Below are 13,978 nucleotides of genomic sequence, written 5' to 3'. Positions count from 1 at the left end.
GTTACTCCTTGCCAGCTGGGCTCTGCAGCTGCTGCAGGCGGTTCGTTTCAGGGGCGGCTTGATAGATCGAGCGGGAGTTTTCGGCGCGTGACTTGCCGCGCTCGATGATCGCCATCGGGCTGTTGCTGGACAGCTCACGGCGAAGATCCAGTTCCATTTTGAGGTTCTCGATTTCCTTCTGCAGGACCTCGGACTGAGTTCCCACAGCCGTGGTGGCAAGCTGGTTCGAGGCCACGTTCGACTCTTTGGAACCAGAAATGAGCATGCGGTTGAGCATCAACGATTTGCCCAAGATCTCCGAGAGCGCAACTTCCGATGCGAGCCGTTGGGCGAGTACGGCCTGGTCACGTTCATCGCGTAATGCAGTGATTACGCCGCGGGTGATCGGCAATGGGTCGCTGCCCGCTTCTCGAAGTTTCTCGGAGGTGATTTGTGCACCGGGTTTGAGAAGATCCTGCAGGGCCGTGAGCTTCTGTTCGTAGGTTTCCTGGATCAGGGGAGTAAGGCCTACACCGGGGGTGGAGGTGCCGCGACACCCTTGGCAGGTCTGAATCTCTTGTTCACCCAGCACACGGTTCGCAAATTGCGCCGCTTCTGCAGGTGATTGCCAATAGCTGCAGACCAGGCCATTCGAACAGCTGGACTGTTCAATGCTCGAGGTCTCTGTTGCCGGACGATTATTGAGCAGGTTGTAGCCTGCCTTGACGATGTCACCCACCACCTGGATGGGCTTCTGCCCCTCACCACCGGCCTGTGTACCACCGACCCAGGTGACGCCGGCATTGCCAGATCCCGCTTCGACGCTGTTAACGACAGCCACAGCATCAGCGTTGCCGCTGGCCAGCGCTTGGCCCATCTTCTGTCCTTCTGCGACTTTGCCCCAACCCTGGCCGCCCGCGATATCGGCCATGCGTTCAGCCATTGCGCGGCAGGTGCCTTTGGAGCGGTCGTAGTCCAAACGGGCCTGCAGAATGCCGTTGGTGAGCAGGTTGTAAAGTTGTGGATTGGCGCGCTGCAGGAGCATCGCCGGCAACGACATCACAGCACCTGTGGCGTTCTGGATCACGCTTCCCATGATCTGCTGAAAGCCCTGAGTCGCACCATTCAACTGGTTCTCCAGGGTGTTGCTCATGTTCATGTTTCCGCAGATCAGGTTGTTCTGCCATCCGGCACCGACCGTGACGCTTTCCATTTGGCCCGCGCTGCCCATGGTGACGGCGCTGCCACCCCCGATGCTGTAGAGCACATCGTCTCCAATCACTGAGCCCTGGCTCTCCACCTTGATGGGGTCTCCTGTCGCAGCAAATGCGGCCGTGCAACACAAGCTGAGGGCAAGCCCAAAGGCCTGGGTCAATGTCTTCATGTAGGTCTCCCGTCTAAAGTTCGTCATTGGAAGTCGGTGCTGCCGAGGAGGGTTTGGCCGCGGCGTTTGCAGCAGGAGTAGGGGCGCCACAAGGCCCAGGCGTAGGCCTCGTCCACGGCCTGGACATTCGCCTCGTTGTTCGGAAATACGGCGCAGGTTGGGCTCAGGGTGGGCGTGAGTTGCTGCCATTTCCCGGTCTTGGCATCACCCTCGAGTAGGTCACCTGCCGGCCAGTACCCGGGCTTGGGGAGCGCTCGCATGGGCCTGTAGATATGAGGTTGGCCAATGCGGGTGGTGATATCGCCAGCGCGTTGCGCTATTACAGCGCCGGCCTTGAAGTCGTCGGCCTGGAGAACAGTTCCACTGCGCGGATACACGTTCCCCCAGAGATCCCCTGACAAGGTTCCACCTACCTCTCGCCTGCCAGGTACCAGGGATTCGGGGTATACAACTTCGGGAATACCGTGGCGCCAGGCGAGGAAGTCGAGGGTGCTGACCATGTAGGGCACTAGCGGGCTTGTCGCTCCTTGGCACGAATAGCCATAGGAGCTGGCGAACCTGTTGAACATCCCGGCACCTGGATGGCCAATGACATCGGCCTCCTTGAACTTTGTGATGTTGTTTTCGGCGTTGTGATTGGTGGTGCCGTCATTACCGCCCTGGGCGGCGACGGTTGGAGTGCCGAGAGGGCTCATCTCGGTCCACGGGTTGTCGCCGGTATTGGCGTAGGCCGAGACCACTGCGTCGGGGATGTAATGGCGGACCTTGGTCGACGTCTTCACCGAGCAGCCGAACGGGGTACACAGCAGCCAGTAGCAGATCCCGACTACCTTGTATTCCAGGCACGTCGGCGACAGGGCGGAGGCGCTGATGGCCGCCGAATTGATTGCGGCCGTAGCGGTAAATGAGGCAGTGGCCACCGCGATGGCCAGCAGTCGGCGAGGGGCGTTTTTCATGGGTACCCCCGGGCTGCTTCGATCTCCTTGATGGCGCCTGCAACGTCAGACTGGCCATAGACCACGTACTGCCGATCGACAACCACTGCCGGCACCTTCGTGATCCCAATGCTCCAGGCGTCGGCAGCACCTTGCTGAGCGCGGGCGAGCTCAGTCAGTAGTCGTGCGCCCTCTGGACTATGCAGCAGCTGCTGCGCGGCCATAGTGGCTTGTTGTGGGTTGGAGGGCAGTGATCGAGACAACTGCGCCTCGAGGCGCTGCTGGTCATCCAGGCGGATGAGGCGTACGCCTGTTGGTACGTTCAGTGGATGCGCTGAGTCGGTGATTGCCCAGGTTTCAGCCTGGACGCTGCTGATGGAGGCCAGGACGCCGAGTAGAGCAGCGGCAGGCCAATAGTGCTGGAAAGGGGGCATGGTGCTGCACCTGGTGGTTGAACAGGTACATCAAATAGGACCCATGAAGGTAGGGCAGCTGGAAATAGATAATGCAGATCGTTCGAATTTTTGAAGGTGCTCTGCTTCGCTAGCGGCGAGCGCGAGGGACCGGGCATTTGAGGTTGACTTTTCGTTTGGAATATTTTTAGTCTCAAGGCGTTGTGAGTTTAAATTTAGTCTGAGTGAATAGCTCTATGCCCAGTTGTTATGGGTGTAGATAACCCCATTCTTGATGTGGAAATGAATAAGTGAAGCAATCTAAGTTTATGATTGGTCTGCGTCGAGGAAATGGTCAGATAGGCTATTTGTCGGAGGGTTACTCTCTTCCAGAGTTTTTTGCATTGATACGAGGCGATAGCGCCCAGAGGAGGCTGCTTGACTACTCGCCGCTAATTGAAGCTTTGCATGGCCTGATAGGGCAAATGCGAAATGATGACATACATGTCGACTACAATGACCTTTATACCTACTGGGCAGAGTCAAAAAGCTATAGTGCTGAGGCGGTAAAAATATCTCGCGCAGGAGATACTTGTAAACAAGCTAACTCTCTGCTCTCCAAGGTGAGGTTTAAGTTCCAAGGTGTGCAAGTTTGGAAGCTTGGCCAAATGAATAGCTTCAATAGATTGGAGTTTGTTCGGTCCCTAAAAGGGTACTGTAATACTTATATAAATGCCCTGCTGTTTTATGTGTATGCCAAGGCTAGCATTGAGGTGGCATCGTTCAAGAATGATACTGTGCTTCAACGATACAGCAATGAATTAAAAGATTTTATTTGGGATGTTTATGAGGCAGTCAGAGGGCCGGATAGTGATGACTTGATAAGATACATGGTCTTTAGGAGGCCCGACGATGCTCCAGATTTTTTGGCTATAGAAAGTGTTGATTTGTCGCCGAGTCAACTCAAGCTCGAGGCGTTGGAGCGATCTCGACCACAAAGTACAGTTTGGAATGAGAGTATGTGTCGGCATGAATATGTTCATGTTGTGAGTTATGTGAATTATCACGACGATCATGTGTCGTCGTTAATGCTCCTGCGTGACTTGCTGTTTAAAATTGGTTCTGTTTCACAGCTCATAGAGGACTTATCTAAGGGCGGAGTAGAGTGGGATAGCACCGAGCAAGCAGTCACTGCTGTGAGCAACGAAATTAGAAAGATTGAAAATTCAGGCCCTCGAGCTCGTAGAGGACACTAATTTTATTTGTTTTTTAGCGTGGAGTATTCAATGTCCCGATTGGTAGAATATCGTCGGTTGGAGCAACAGCTCGCAGCCCAGTTAGCAGAGTTGGAGTCATTGAGAAATGATGAAGGGCTTCAGCGTGAGATTGAGTTCGAGCAGAAACTCCGATCGCTCTTGGACGAATATGGGGTAGGGCTGAGGCAAGTGATCGGTATTCTGGATCCAGCAACTCCAGTCCGTCCTGTTGCGCTGCCAGTGGTTAGCCGTAAACCTCGTGCGGTCAAGATCTTCAAAAACCCACACACTGGTGAGGTTATTGAAACCAAAGGCGGTAATCACAAAGGTCTCAAAGAATGGAGAGATCAATACGGTGTCGATGCCGTTGCGTCTTGGCTCCAGTGATATCACAAGCCCGTCAGAATGACGGGCTTTTTTGTCTCCTACGGTTCAGGCCCATACATTCCCCCAGTCGCAACGGTAACGAGAAACTCACGAGTTAGTTCGGGGGTAGGTCGACCACCGAGTGCACCAGGTACGCCATAGGGATTGTCCATCCAGGTGTACCCGTCAGATCGGTCATATTGCAGAAAGTGACCCTCGATCCTGATCGACTCTCCAGTCAAAAGATGTGCGGCCAATTCTCCAGGTGTCGGAAGACCCATCTCCTCCCACGCTTCACGAGCAATACAATCCTGCGCCTGTAGCTCGCGCTCTTTCTGTTTTCGCCGAGCTGCTTCTTCAGCCTCCCACTCTTCAAACTCGGCTATCCAATAATCGTAGGTTTCTCGGTACTCCTGTGCGAGTTCGGGCACGTCAGAAAGAATCAGTGGAATGGTTGCGCCATAGTGTTGTGAGGACTCGACAGTGTGGGCCTCGTTCCCAGCCAATTGACAAACTAGGGCTAGCGATTGCTCTTGGGCGGCTTGGGCTAGGGTGAGGAACCCTAGGGTTTCCAAGTAGCGTTTTTCCATCCAATGCAGTCGTGCTGATAACGCGCATTCAAACGCTTCGTTCACTGCACTGGCTCCCCCTGAGAACCGGCCTGGGCGGCCAGGCCATCCATTGCGGACAGTAGCGTCACCTCATCCACTGCTCCCTCCAGGCGCATAGAGTGTCCTGTGAGGGTGTCAGTGATCTCCAGGGTGGGGGTGGCGACAATGCCCCGGTGCTGTGCATCCGACCGCTGTTTGAACACCTGAGAGGCTACTTCTCGATCCGTGTCGGCACAGTTTCTCAGGGTGTCAGAAGGGATAGTGCCGACCTCGATCTCGGCAGCCAGGCCCTGGCCATTGCCACGGCTGTGCAGCAGAACCTGGTCGATTGCGGTCCAGAAGGCTTCGGCACCTCCGAGCTGGCCAGCACACTCCACGAGGCGCGCCTCCCGTTCAGCGGCAAAGCCATGATCCTGGAGCGGGAAGTGGTGCCACTTGAGCTTGACGTCAGGCTGCTGGCTTACCCACCGTTTGAGCTCTGGGGTATATGCCCGGCAATACGGACATTCCAGATCTGCGTATTCAGTGATTAACCACCTGGCTGAGGCAGGTCCAAAGAACCAGGCCTCTGGGGCAGGTGCTTCTCGTTTTATTCCCCATACGAGCATCGGTAACACTACCGCAGCGACAAGGATGATCGTACTGATCACCTTTGCCTTTGATAGCTTGTTCATCGACCTCCCCCTTTTGGAGCTGGGGCAAGTGCCTGCCGGCGAAGTGCGTCGATCAGATCTTCTACAGCCCCTTCCGGTTGGGGATGCTGTTGCAGCCACTCATTCAGGGCGGTATGGATCAGGGGCATAAGATCTCGTCGATCGAGGGCATTGTCCTTGATCTGTTGCAGTTCATCGATGAGGACAGGAGCGCAGATCTCCAGGGACTTTAGAGTGTCCTGGCCGGGTTTTTTAAGCAGTTGGGTCAGGCTTTCAATCAAGCTCTGGGTCAGGTGATTCATGACTCTCATGCCATGCTCTCCACGGCCTTAGTTGATACAGGGAAAGTGATGGGGTAGGGGGTGAGCCCGCGCTTCCGGTCCAGGTCAGCGGCCACCTCCAGCGCAGCTGTCAACTCGTCGCAGCCACGGGCCTGCATGATGTCGTAGCGCTGCCGCTTTTCCTCGGGCTCGGTCATGGCGAGGGCGAGACACAGGCTGGGAGGGACGACACGGAACAGCAGCTCGATCCGCTTGGCCAGGACAACACCCTCGGTGAACTTCCCGTTCTCCTTCCTGGCCGACAACATCATGGTCTTCTGTGCCGGCGTCAGCTCGCGGAACCGGGCAATCTTCTCGACCTCATCTGGCGGCATGTTTAGGCAAATCCACCATTCGATCATGTTCAGGAGGGCTGAAGCCTCCTTGGGAACGTCATCGACGTTCTGGGTGGCCATCCAGAACCAGGCGCCGAGCTTCCGCCACATCTTTGTGATCTTCACCGCGTAGGGGGAGAGCAGGGGTACCTTCAACTGGATGTGACCTTCGTCGGTGAAGAAGATCAGTGGCCGACCTTTGAACTGGTCACGCTCAGCAATGTTGTTGACGGTATTGAGCAGCGAGATGTAGGCGATGGCCATCTGTGCCTGGTAGCCCTCACGGGCGTAGGTGGCCAGGTCCACAATCGTCACATCCGCCTCGGGCCACGGGGTGCCAGGGCGGTTGAACATCTCCGTCTCGGTACCCATGGTGAACATCCCCATGGCTTCCGCCATTTCCATGAAGCGGTTACGTCGGATCTCGGGCACCTCGGCGTCAGCAGCCATCATTTTCAAGGCTTCGACGATGTCCTCGGTCAGGACTGGGCGATCCTCGCGAACGCACAGTTCGGCAGCGTTCAGAATGCACTGGCGGATGGCACTTCGGTCCGCACGGCTCAAGCGAGCATCTTCACCTGGTTCGCCGCCGGTGATCATCAGGCGCGCCGTGATCTCGAGCTCACCCAAGATGTCGCGCTGCTCATCCTCCATGCCCTCAAGAGCACCTGCTAAATGCTCGTCGGAGGCTTCGACGTCGTTGGGATCGAGAACTTTCACCTTCTCTTTATTTTTGACCAGCTGCACCGCATCCACGAACGGGGCCAGGCTGACTCCCGAGCCCGGGGCGAGGCGCACTCGGTTGACGCTCAAACCAAGGCGTTTGGCGAACTCGCCCAAAAGGCCGAAGCTGTTACCTGCTTCTACCATGATCATCCTGGGACGGTATAAAGCCAGCGCCTGCATGATCATGTAGGTGGCCGTCGCGGATTTGCCTGCACCTGTAGGACCAAACAAAAACAGGTGAGCGTTCATTTGGCGGTCGTGCTTGTTCAGCGGGTCACAGGTCAGTGGTGCACCACCCCGATTGAAAAAAGTGAAACCTGGGTGGCCAGTACCCGTGGAACGCCCCCACACAGGGGCCAGGTTGGCGATATGTTGGGCGAACATCAGTTGGGTGTACCAGTCCATCGCCCGGCGTTCGCTTGGGTCGAAATTGCAGGGCAGCCAGCGGAGATAGCTGTTCAACGGGGCGACTTCATCTTGGGGCTGGACGGGTTGCATGCCCGCGGCGAGAAGCACGTTGCACAGGCTGACAGTGCGCTCCTCGAGCACTGTCTGATTTTGGCCGCGGAGGAAGAACGCGACACTGCCACGGTACAGTTTGTGTTTGCGACCCAGGATCGATCGAGCCTCGTCAACATCCTGTCGGGTATGGAGGGAGGCCTGGGTATCTCCCACTGATTTGTGAGCCAGCTTCTCCAAATGTCCTTCGAGTAGATCCTGTGGTGTCGGCACCATGGTAATGCACAGCACCGTATCCTCAGGCAGTCGGTCGAACAGAGAATTTAAGGCGTCCGCTTGCTTCGTTTCACCGGTCAGGTGACCCGTCGTAGGTGCTTTTTTCATCCGATCGAGCATCACGACACGGTGGGGCATGCCATCAAACACCCACAGACCTTTTTTCAGATCCGAGAGAGGCTCGCGAAAACAAAGGTTCTCAGAAAAGTCAGTACCACTCGCCAACGGCAGTTCACCAGGTGCCAATTCGGGCACCGGCTCGCAGACAAGTTCGTAGAAACGGCGAATGTCACGATCGGCCTGGCCAAGGTGGTCAGGGTGGGGGTTGAACCAACGCAGCAGCCACTTTTTGATGTCACTCTCATCCATGCGCCGTGCTGTGACACCGGCATTCGCCAGCGCGCCTTTGAGTCGATCGCAGATGGTTTTCAGGTAGGCGCCAGGGTCCTGACCACGGACCATGAAATCTTGTTTCTGTACTCGGCGATACACGACCAGTCGGACCTTCCGACTTTGGCCACGCCAAGGCAGGTTGCTCACCGCGGTGTCGATGAACAAACCGCCAGGCTTGGAAATCGACTCCAAATGGTGCCGAAACATCGCCAAGTACAGTTCGCTAAACCCGGTATCTTCTGCTCGGGGCTGAACATAAGCATGCAACCGCTGCAGATAGTCGTCCCAGTTGGTCTCATCCTGGGCATAGAGCTGAACAACCCAGGGAGAGCTTTCCAGTTCATCGAAACTGTCCTGCAGGACACCTTGCAGTGCATCTCGCGCTTGCTCAAGCCAGTCGTCTGAACGTCCTTCGGTACCGATCGGAACCAGTTCGAAAAATGCAGCCTGGGAAACACCATCCTCAAGGAGCATGGATTGCTCTTGGGGCAGGTAGTCGACCCAAGGCAGCAAGTCGACGAACGACGGATTCACCTCATAGAGGCGGGACACATCCTGCTTCGTGGCTGGCCGTCGCTTTGGGTTTTGCCAGTCTGTAGGAGAAGGAATCCCGAGCGCCTGTAGGCGATCCAGGTATCGTTCAACCGCCTCCTCGCGCTCCTCTGCAGTTACGTCTGAGGTGTCATCGATCTGCACTTGAACGGGGGCGTCCAGGTTGTCCTCGACGGTGGGTTCCACCTGCGGCTTGCTGGTGGCCGGGAAGAACCGTTGCAGGAACTTCATTAATAGTCCTCCGTTCGTTCACCGGGCATCGCGTACTGCACGCGTTGATACATAGGGAACACGGTGGTGTAACCAGGGACCGGTACCGGATCTGTCCCTGCCAGGTGCGGGAACACGTACATGACCAGGTCGGGGTTGGGCAGCCGCTTGAACTGGCTGTAGATCTCGTTCTGAGGCGTGCGGGTAAAGGCGTCGGCACTCGCCCGCTGGCGAACCATCTGGGGTTCATCGAGCGGCCGGCGAAGCTCTTGGCGCGCATCGAGGAGGGTTCGGCTACTCGAGCTGCCCGCACCGCCCATCGTGCCGTGCTGCCATACGTCCATCATGCTAGCGTCACCGTGAGGGAGCAGCTCGTCTTTATTGGTTGAACACCCACCCAGCAACAGGGCGAGCACCACGACCAGCAGGCGCGGCTTAATCGAGGTTTGCGGATACATGATTCGCTCCGGCGTTGTAGTCGACCTTGCGGCCCTTGATCTCGTAGTCGATGGCGAGCTGCTGATCCAGATGGACCGCTACCTTCGCCCCGGGCTGGACGTACACGGCAGCAAATGCTTCGCCGTAGAGCTTGTTCATCCAGGCGCGGATATCGCTCACACCACCGGTAAGGATGGAGCCCATGGCGGAGTTCCCCGTTGAGCCCATGGTCCCGAACGATGTGCCGCCGCTGTTGAACGTGGTCGCACTGGTCTGCTCGTCCGCTTTCAGAAGCTTCGCGATGCCGGCGCCGGCAGCGGTCACCAGGGATTGGTTGGTCAGGTATTCCTTGGCATTGGATCGGCGCTCGCCGGAAATACAGGGGATGCCGTAGGCGTCGCTGATCCAGCCCAGCCCGCCCTGAATGGATTGCTGGCCATTGCTGCTGTTCTGGTTGTTGTTCTGGCTGCCGTTTGCCTCTTCGGCTGGAGCCGGGAACGAGCGCACGGTGCCGTCGGCGAACACGAACGTCAGGCTGCGGACCTGGCCACGCACGCATGACAGCGTCCAGTCACCTGAGGCGGTACCGCTGGCGACCGCGCCGACGACGTCAGGCAGTTCGATGCCGTTCGCGGTCAGGTTGTCTGGACCGATGAGTACCTTGAAGGGGAAGGGGTCGTTTACCGTTCCGTCGATCGGGACCCGGCCGATGAGGGCCGACATCGCAACCGAGCCCATCAACGTTGAGTTTTGCGGCAGGGTGTAGGCCTTCCGGACATGCTTGCGCGCATCCTGTGGGGAAATTTCTGCCCCGACGTTCTGCGCGGTCGCGGCCAGAACAGTCTGACCTTTGTCCATGGTATTGCCGAAGCTGGTGGGGAAATTGAAGCCACTGGCTACCTGGCTAGACCCTGGTGGCAGGGGCTTGCCGTTGGCGTCCACTTGAGTGGCGTCATCGGGTTGAATCCACACGGTCCCATTGGTGTCTGCCTTGGCGGTATGTTCGAAGCCTGCTCCATCGCCGGGTTGGATGCCGATGCCAATGGGCAGATCCTGGCCAGCTCCGTTGGGCGAGTTTTGACTCAAGTTGTTCAACTGATTCTGGAGCTGATCCAGCATGCCTTTGCCCTGGTTCTGAACCTCTTCTTTAAGTTGGTCCTTGGCATTGGCGAGCTTGTTGTCGACGTTGTCATCGATGTGCTTCAACCGGCGTTGAAGTTCCTCATTCTGGTTCTTCAACTGTTGGTTGTCGGACAACGCCTGACTGACCTGCTCTTTCAGCACGCGGCCTTCAGCGACCAGTGTCCTCAGGGTGTCGGCGGGGGTATCGCCATCGACGCCCAGTCTTCTGGCGTCTTCCTGATCGATCGTCAGCGGTTCCCCTGATGTTTTTTCTTCCTGTTTTGAAGGTCCACTGAAGATCAGAAAAAGCGCGCCCACCACCACGGTGGGGACTAGAAATTTCAGCAGTGGGTTACTGGTCAGCGTCATGACCACGGCCTCCTTTCATTTTGGGGTCGACCTGACTGATCGAGGAGGGCAGCAATGCCTGCTTCAGGCCCCGGCCCTTGGTCACCAAATAAAGCGTGGTCGTGTCGCTCGCATTCCCGCGTGCACCTAGATAAGGGTGTTGATAGGTAGCAGTGACGAAGTTGCCCATCAGGTCAGTTGGGTTCATCACCAACTGCTGTACGCTCAGATTGCGCAGCTTGACCGCCGTGACGTAGGTGTCATCGAGCTTCCATGCGCCCAAGGCTGATGCTTCCAAGGGCAAGCCGGGCAAGAGGGTGCTGAGGTCCATCTGCCGATCAATACGCACCTGCGAGATACCGGCTACCGGTTCGACGGTGCGAAGGGGGGCATACAACATCTGGGCGGCGTAGCGTGTAAGGGCTACGGGTGCAGGGGTTTCGTGGCGCGGTGGGGCAGGGGTGTCGTCTTCATCTGCTGCAGCGCTTGGGGTCGATGCGGTGGATTCCACGACTCGCGTTACTGATTGGCCGTAGCGTGTGGCAGGCGTCACGCCAGGAACGATCTTGACCGGCTCCAGCGCCGACTGACCTTCGGTCCCTGGTGCTGCTGCGATATCGACCAGCATGATTTCACCGGTCGCCACATTCTGCAGTTGCAGGCGGGTCGGAGGGATTTCGCGAGTGGCCATGAGGTAGACCGCTCCGCCAGTGCTCTGGACTCGCAGCGAGCCCACCAGATCCTGGGGCATGCCTACCCGGACGTTCTGATCGACAAAGACAATGCGTTCCTTGCCGACCTGCAAGGGGATGGCCAACGGAATTCGCTCCCACTGCATGATTTCGATGGCATGCGCATCAGCCATGACGGTCAGGCCTAGGGCCAGGACCCAGTTGCGTATCGTCATGGCTTGGCTCCGGCGACGGCTTGAAGGTCCACCTCGATGCGCTGGGGATCACTGGCGTAGCAGTTCAACATCAGCCCATAGGGGTTTTTTTCGGGGTCAGCATCTGTGCGCACAACGCTCAGTGGATAGCGAGACAGGGCGCGCTTCACCCGTTCACCGCTGACGTACTCGTCTGCTACAAGATCTAGTTTTACCGTCCAATCATTGATGCTATTGACGACGACCCGTTGCAGGTTCGGATCCGAAATACCCCGGCCTGGGATCTCGGACACACTACGCTCACGCTTGCGCAGCTCGCCGGCATTGCGGCGAAGCTCGTAATCCTTCTGCAAATACTCCTTGCAGCTTGGGGTGAGGTAGTTGGTCAGCCGATCGATGTTGTCCTGGTAGTCGACATCACCGTCTTTTTCCCAGCGCTGCAGCTGCTGGAAGATGTAGAAGCCGAATGCGTAGACATTCTCGGGCGGTACGTCCCACCACAGCCGGGTACTGCCAGAGCGAAGATCTGGCGGTACATGGACGGTGAGTGACCGTGGGGCCGACCACCATCCGTAGGCCAATACCAAGCAGACGGCGGTTATCAACCCGAGCGCTGTGCGTAAGCTCAGGATATGCGCGTACTGCGCCTCCACCTTTTTTCTGAATGTCATGAGATGTCCTATTTTCCGGTGCGGCGGCAGGTCCAGGCCCCTTCCCGGACCACCAGCGTGGTGTCACCAAGGAATGGAAGGAATGGCGCTCGATGCGTGGCTTGTAACTGGAGTTGGCGGTAGAACCAGGTATCTGGGCGGCCACGTTTCAATTGACGAAGAACCCGGCGGGCGACGGTTAGACCCAACACGCCGCCAACCAAGGCGCACGCGATCAGGAGCGCCCAGTTGCCAAACAGGAACGACATTGGGATGCCCAGCACAAAACCTGTGCCTCCGCATGCCGCAATGGTTCCCCATAGTTCGTCTGCGGTGAGGCCGCCCATGACCATGGGCTGCCTGTTTAGGTTATGCGGAAGGAAGTCGAGCGTTCCGTCCTTGAGGTACTGGGTCTCAGCCATGCGAACCTACCTGCTTAAAGCACGCCGGTAGCCTTGGTAACCAGCAAGATGCCCACGCCGATCAGGACGACGCCGACAACTGCGGTCATGCCGAGGTCACGCCACTTCTTCTTGCCCTCATGAATATCGTGGTAAGTGCCGTAGGCATGGTGAGCCACGCCGATCATTGCACCACCAACAACCAGCAGACCAAGCAACATGAAGCCGTCATATGCATAGTTCTGGATTGTCTGGATCATGTTGGTGCCTTCGCCGCGGGTGGGCGCTTGCGCTCCTGGAAGAGCGGCCTGAGCCAACATGGGGACGGAGGCCAGTACGCAAGTGACGGCCAAGAAGAAGGACTTAACGTGATTCGGTTTAGACATGGTTGAAGTTCCTGGTTGTTTAGCTAAGGACGAGTGCGGAAAGAATCAGAAGCAGAACGAAGATGCGCACCGCTGACGCGCCCGCGGTAGAGCGATCAATGTTCTGGGTGGCCCAGCCGCGATAGATGCTGTAGAGGGCCCAAGCAGCCCAGAGCATCGAGAGGGCAATGACGATGCTCAGGAAAAAGGTCGAAAACGCCTGGGGTGTTGCGGCGCTGGCGGCGTTGAATGCAGCGACTTGTGCTCCACTCATACTCATGGCATCCGGCCTCCTGTGAGGGTGTATTTCCCGGCGAGCTCGGCGGGATCCCGTGGTTGGGCACGACTTGGCGTCAGGTACTCCTGCAGGCCGTTGCGAACACGTTCGATGTCGCCCGCCAGGCGCTCGTAGTCGAAGTAGTAACGCTGGCCTGGCTCACTGGAGAGAGCGGCACTGCGGCGTGCTGAGTCCTCCAGGGCATTGAGCTGGCGGATCATGACCTCGATGTTGGTCTGCTCGGACGCGCTTGCAGCCTCGGCCGTCGGCACGGCCAGGAAGCTGCCTGTGATGGCGATCAGCGAACCGCAGAGAATGCGGCGCGCTGTTGCAAGGGATAGAAGGTGTTTGTTCACGGCTGGGCTCTGGCAAGACTGACTATGTGCATCAGGATGCCGAGAGCGTCAGGGAGCGCGCCTCAAGAAATACTTATCTGGGTGGTGTGGAATTTTTTGAGAGGAAAAATTCCTTCTGCCTAAGCAGCTCACCAGCTGCGGAGAGGCGTGGTGGAGTGCGGATATATTGATCAGGCCGTTGGTATGATCTAGGAGCAATGCGGCAAGCCCCGATGCATGCTGTTTCACTTGGACCAGGGGCACAGCCCGAGAAAAGACTTAACGTCTTGTTCCGGACTACTACACATC

General features: G+C 57.4%; 17 protein-coding genes. 2 read left to right on the top strand and 15 right to left on the bottom strand.

Going from position 1 to position 13,978, the window contains the following annotated elements; genetic code table 11:
* Position 1: 1 nt before the first annotated feature.
* Genes AAZU54_RS03955 through AAZU54_RS03945 form a run of 3 tightly spaced genes read right to left on the bottom strand, consistent with a single transcriptional unit; the run spans position 2 to position 2,732 of the window.
* On the bottom strand, positions 2 to 1,363 hold the full coding sequence (locus AAZU54_RS03955) for an integrating conjugative element protein (protein ID WP_434726625.1): 1,362 nt from the start codon (positions 1,361 to 1,363) through the stop codon (positions 2 to 4).
* Positions 1,364 to 1,386: 23 nt separating this feature from the next.
* Positions 1,387 to 2,319 (bottom strand): TIGR03756 family integrating conjugative element protein, encoded by a 933-nt coding sequence (locus AAZU54_RS03950; protein ID WP_434726624.1) that lies wholly within the window; start codon positions 2,317 to 2,319, stop codon positions 1,387 to 1,389.
* The gene (locus AAZU54_RS03945) at positions 2,316 to 2,732 is read right to left on the bottom strand and encodes a TIGR03757 family integrating conjugative element protein (protein ID WP_434726623.1); all 417 of its coding nucleotides are present in this window, start codon (positions 2,730 to 2,732) and stop codon (positions 2,316 to 2,318) included. Before AAZU54_RS03945 ends, AAZU54_RS03950 begins: the two co-directional genes overlap by 4 nt.
* Positions 2,733 to 3,001: 269 nt before the next feature.
* Between AAZU54_RS03945 and AAZU54_RS03940 the strand changes: the two genes are divergently transcribed.
* Positions 3,002 to 3,946, top strand: coding sequence for a hypothetical protein (locus AAZU54_RS03940; protein ID WP_434726622.1), 945 nt, complete (start codon positions 3,002 to 3,004; stop codon positions 3,944 to 3,946).
* A 30-nt stretch (positions 3,947 to 3,976) separates the two neighbouring features.
* Complete coding sequence (locus tag AAZU54_RS03935; protein ID WP_434726621.1) at positions 3,977 to 4,333, top strand: histone-like nucleoid-structuring protein, MvaT/MvaU family; 357 nt, start codon at positions 3,977 to 3,979, stop codon at positions 4,331 to 4,333.
* 38 nt (positions 4,334 to 4,371) lie between these two features.
* Here the strand turns inward: AAZU54_RS03935 and AAZU54_RS03930 are convergent, their stop codons facing one another.
* Genes AAZU54_RS03930 through AAZU54_RS03875 form a run of 12 tightly spaced genes read right to left on the bottom strand, consistent with a single transcriptional unit; the run spans position 4,372 to position 13,651 of the window.
* Complete coding sequence (locus AAZU54_RS03930) at positions 4,372 to 4,947, bottom strand: hypothetical protein (RefSeq protein ID WP_434726620.1); 576 nt, start codon at positions 4,945 to 4,947, stop codon at positions 4,372 to 4,374.
* Complete coding sequence (locus tag AAZU54_RS03925; protein WP_434726619.1) at positions 4,944 to 5,597, bottom strand: DsbA family protein; 654 nt, start codon at positions 5,595 to 5,597, stop codon at positions 4,944 to 4,946. Before AAZU54_RS03925 ends, AAZU54_RS03930 begins: the two co-directional genes overlap by 4 nt.
* Positions 5,594 to 5,887, bottom strand: a complete 294-nt coding sequence (locus AAZU54_RS03920; RefSeq protein WP_434726618.1) for a hypothetical protein — start codon at positions 5,885 to 5,887, stop codon at positions 5,594 to 5,596. Before AAZU54_RS03920 ends, AAZU54_RS03925 begins: the two co-directional genes overlap by 4 nt.
* Complete coding sequence (locus AAZU54_RS03915) at positions 5,884 to 8,868, bottom strand: conjugative transfer ATPase (RefSeq protein ID WP_434726617.1); 2,985 nt, start codon at positions 8,866 to 8,868, stop codon at positions 5,884 to 5,886. The genes AAZU54_RS03920 and AAZU54_RS03915 overlap by 4 nt, the downstream gene beginning before the upstream one ends.
* Complete coding sequence (locus tag AAZU54_RS03910) at positions 8,868 to 9,305, bottom strand: TIGR03751 family conjugal transfer lipoprotein (RefSeq protein WP_253131198.1); 438 nt, start codon at positions 9,303 to 9,305, stop codon at positions 8,868 to 8,870. The genes AAZU54_RS03915 and AAZU54_RS03910 overlap by 1 nt, the downstream gene beginning before the upstream one ends.
* The gene (locus AAZU54_RS03905; protein WP_434726616.1) at positions 9,283 to 10,776 is read right to left on the bottom strand and encodes a TIGR03752 family integrating conjugative element protein; all 1,494 of its coding nucleotides are present in this window, start codon (positions 10,774 to 10,776) and stop codon (positions 9,283 to 9,285) included. The genes AAZU54_RS03910 and AAZU54_RS03905 overlap by 23 nt, the downstream gene beginning before the upstream one ends.
* Positions 10,760 to 11,662, bottom strand: a complete 903-nt coding sequence (locus AAZU54_RS03900) for a TIGR03749 family integrating conjugative element protein (RefSeq protein WP_434726615.1) — start codon at positions 11,660 to 11,662, stop codon at positions 10,760 to 10,762. The genes AAZU54_RS03905 and AAZU54_RS03900 overlap by 17 nt, the downstream gene beginning before the upstream one ends.
* A complete protein-coding gene (locus tag AAZU54_RS03895; protein ID WP_434726614.1) occupies positions 11,659 to 12,312 on the bottom strand; it encodes a PFL_4703 family integrating conjugative element protein in 654 nt (217 codons plus the stop codon). Before AAZU54_RS03895 ends, AAZU54_RS03900 begins: the two co-directional genes overlap by 4 nt.
* A gap of 8 nt (positions 12,313 to 12,320) precedes the next feature.
* Complete coding sequence (locus AAZU54_RS03890; RefSeq protein WP_434726613.1) at positions 12,321 to 12,713, bottom strand: TIGR03750 family conjugal transfer protein; 393 nt, start codon at positions 12,711 to 12,713, stop codon at positions 12,321 to 12,323.
* Between the two features lie 14 nt (positions 12,714 to 12,727).
* On the bottom strand, positions 12,728 to 13,078 hold the full coding sequence (locus AAZU54_RS03885) for a TIGR03745 family integrating conjugative element membrane protein (protein ID WP_434726612.1): 351 nt from the start codon (positions 13,076 to 13,078) through the stop codon (positions 12,728 to 12,730).
* Positions 13,079 to 13,097: 19 nt separating this feature from the next.
* Positions 13,098 to 13,337, bottom strand: coding sequence for a TIGR03758 family integrating conjugative element protein (locus tag AAZU54_RS03880; RefSeq protein WP_434726611.1), 240 nt, complete (start codon positions 13,335 to 13,337; stop codon positions 13,098 to 13,100).
* Complete coding sequence (locus AAZU54_RS03875) at positions 13,334 to 13,651, bottom strand: RAQPRD family integrative conjugative element protein (RefSeq protein ID WP_434726662.1); 318 nt, start codon at positions 13,649 to 13,651, stop codon at positions 13,334 to 13,336. The genes AAZU54_RS03880 and AAZU54_RS03875 overlap by 4 nt, the downstream gene beginning before the upstream one ends.
* Positions 13,652 to 13,978 lie beyond the last annotated feature (327 nt).

The organism is Pseudomonas sp. Je.1.5.c (genome assembly GCF_051129895.1).
Classification (GTDB): Bacteria; Pseudomonadota; Gammaproteobacteria; order Pseudomonadales; family Pseudomonadaceae; genus Aquipseudomonas; species Aquipseudomonas urmiensis.
The sequence above is the reverse complement of the archived record's forward strand: the minus strand, read 5'-3'. Positions and strand labels throughout refer to the sequence as shown.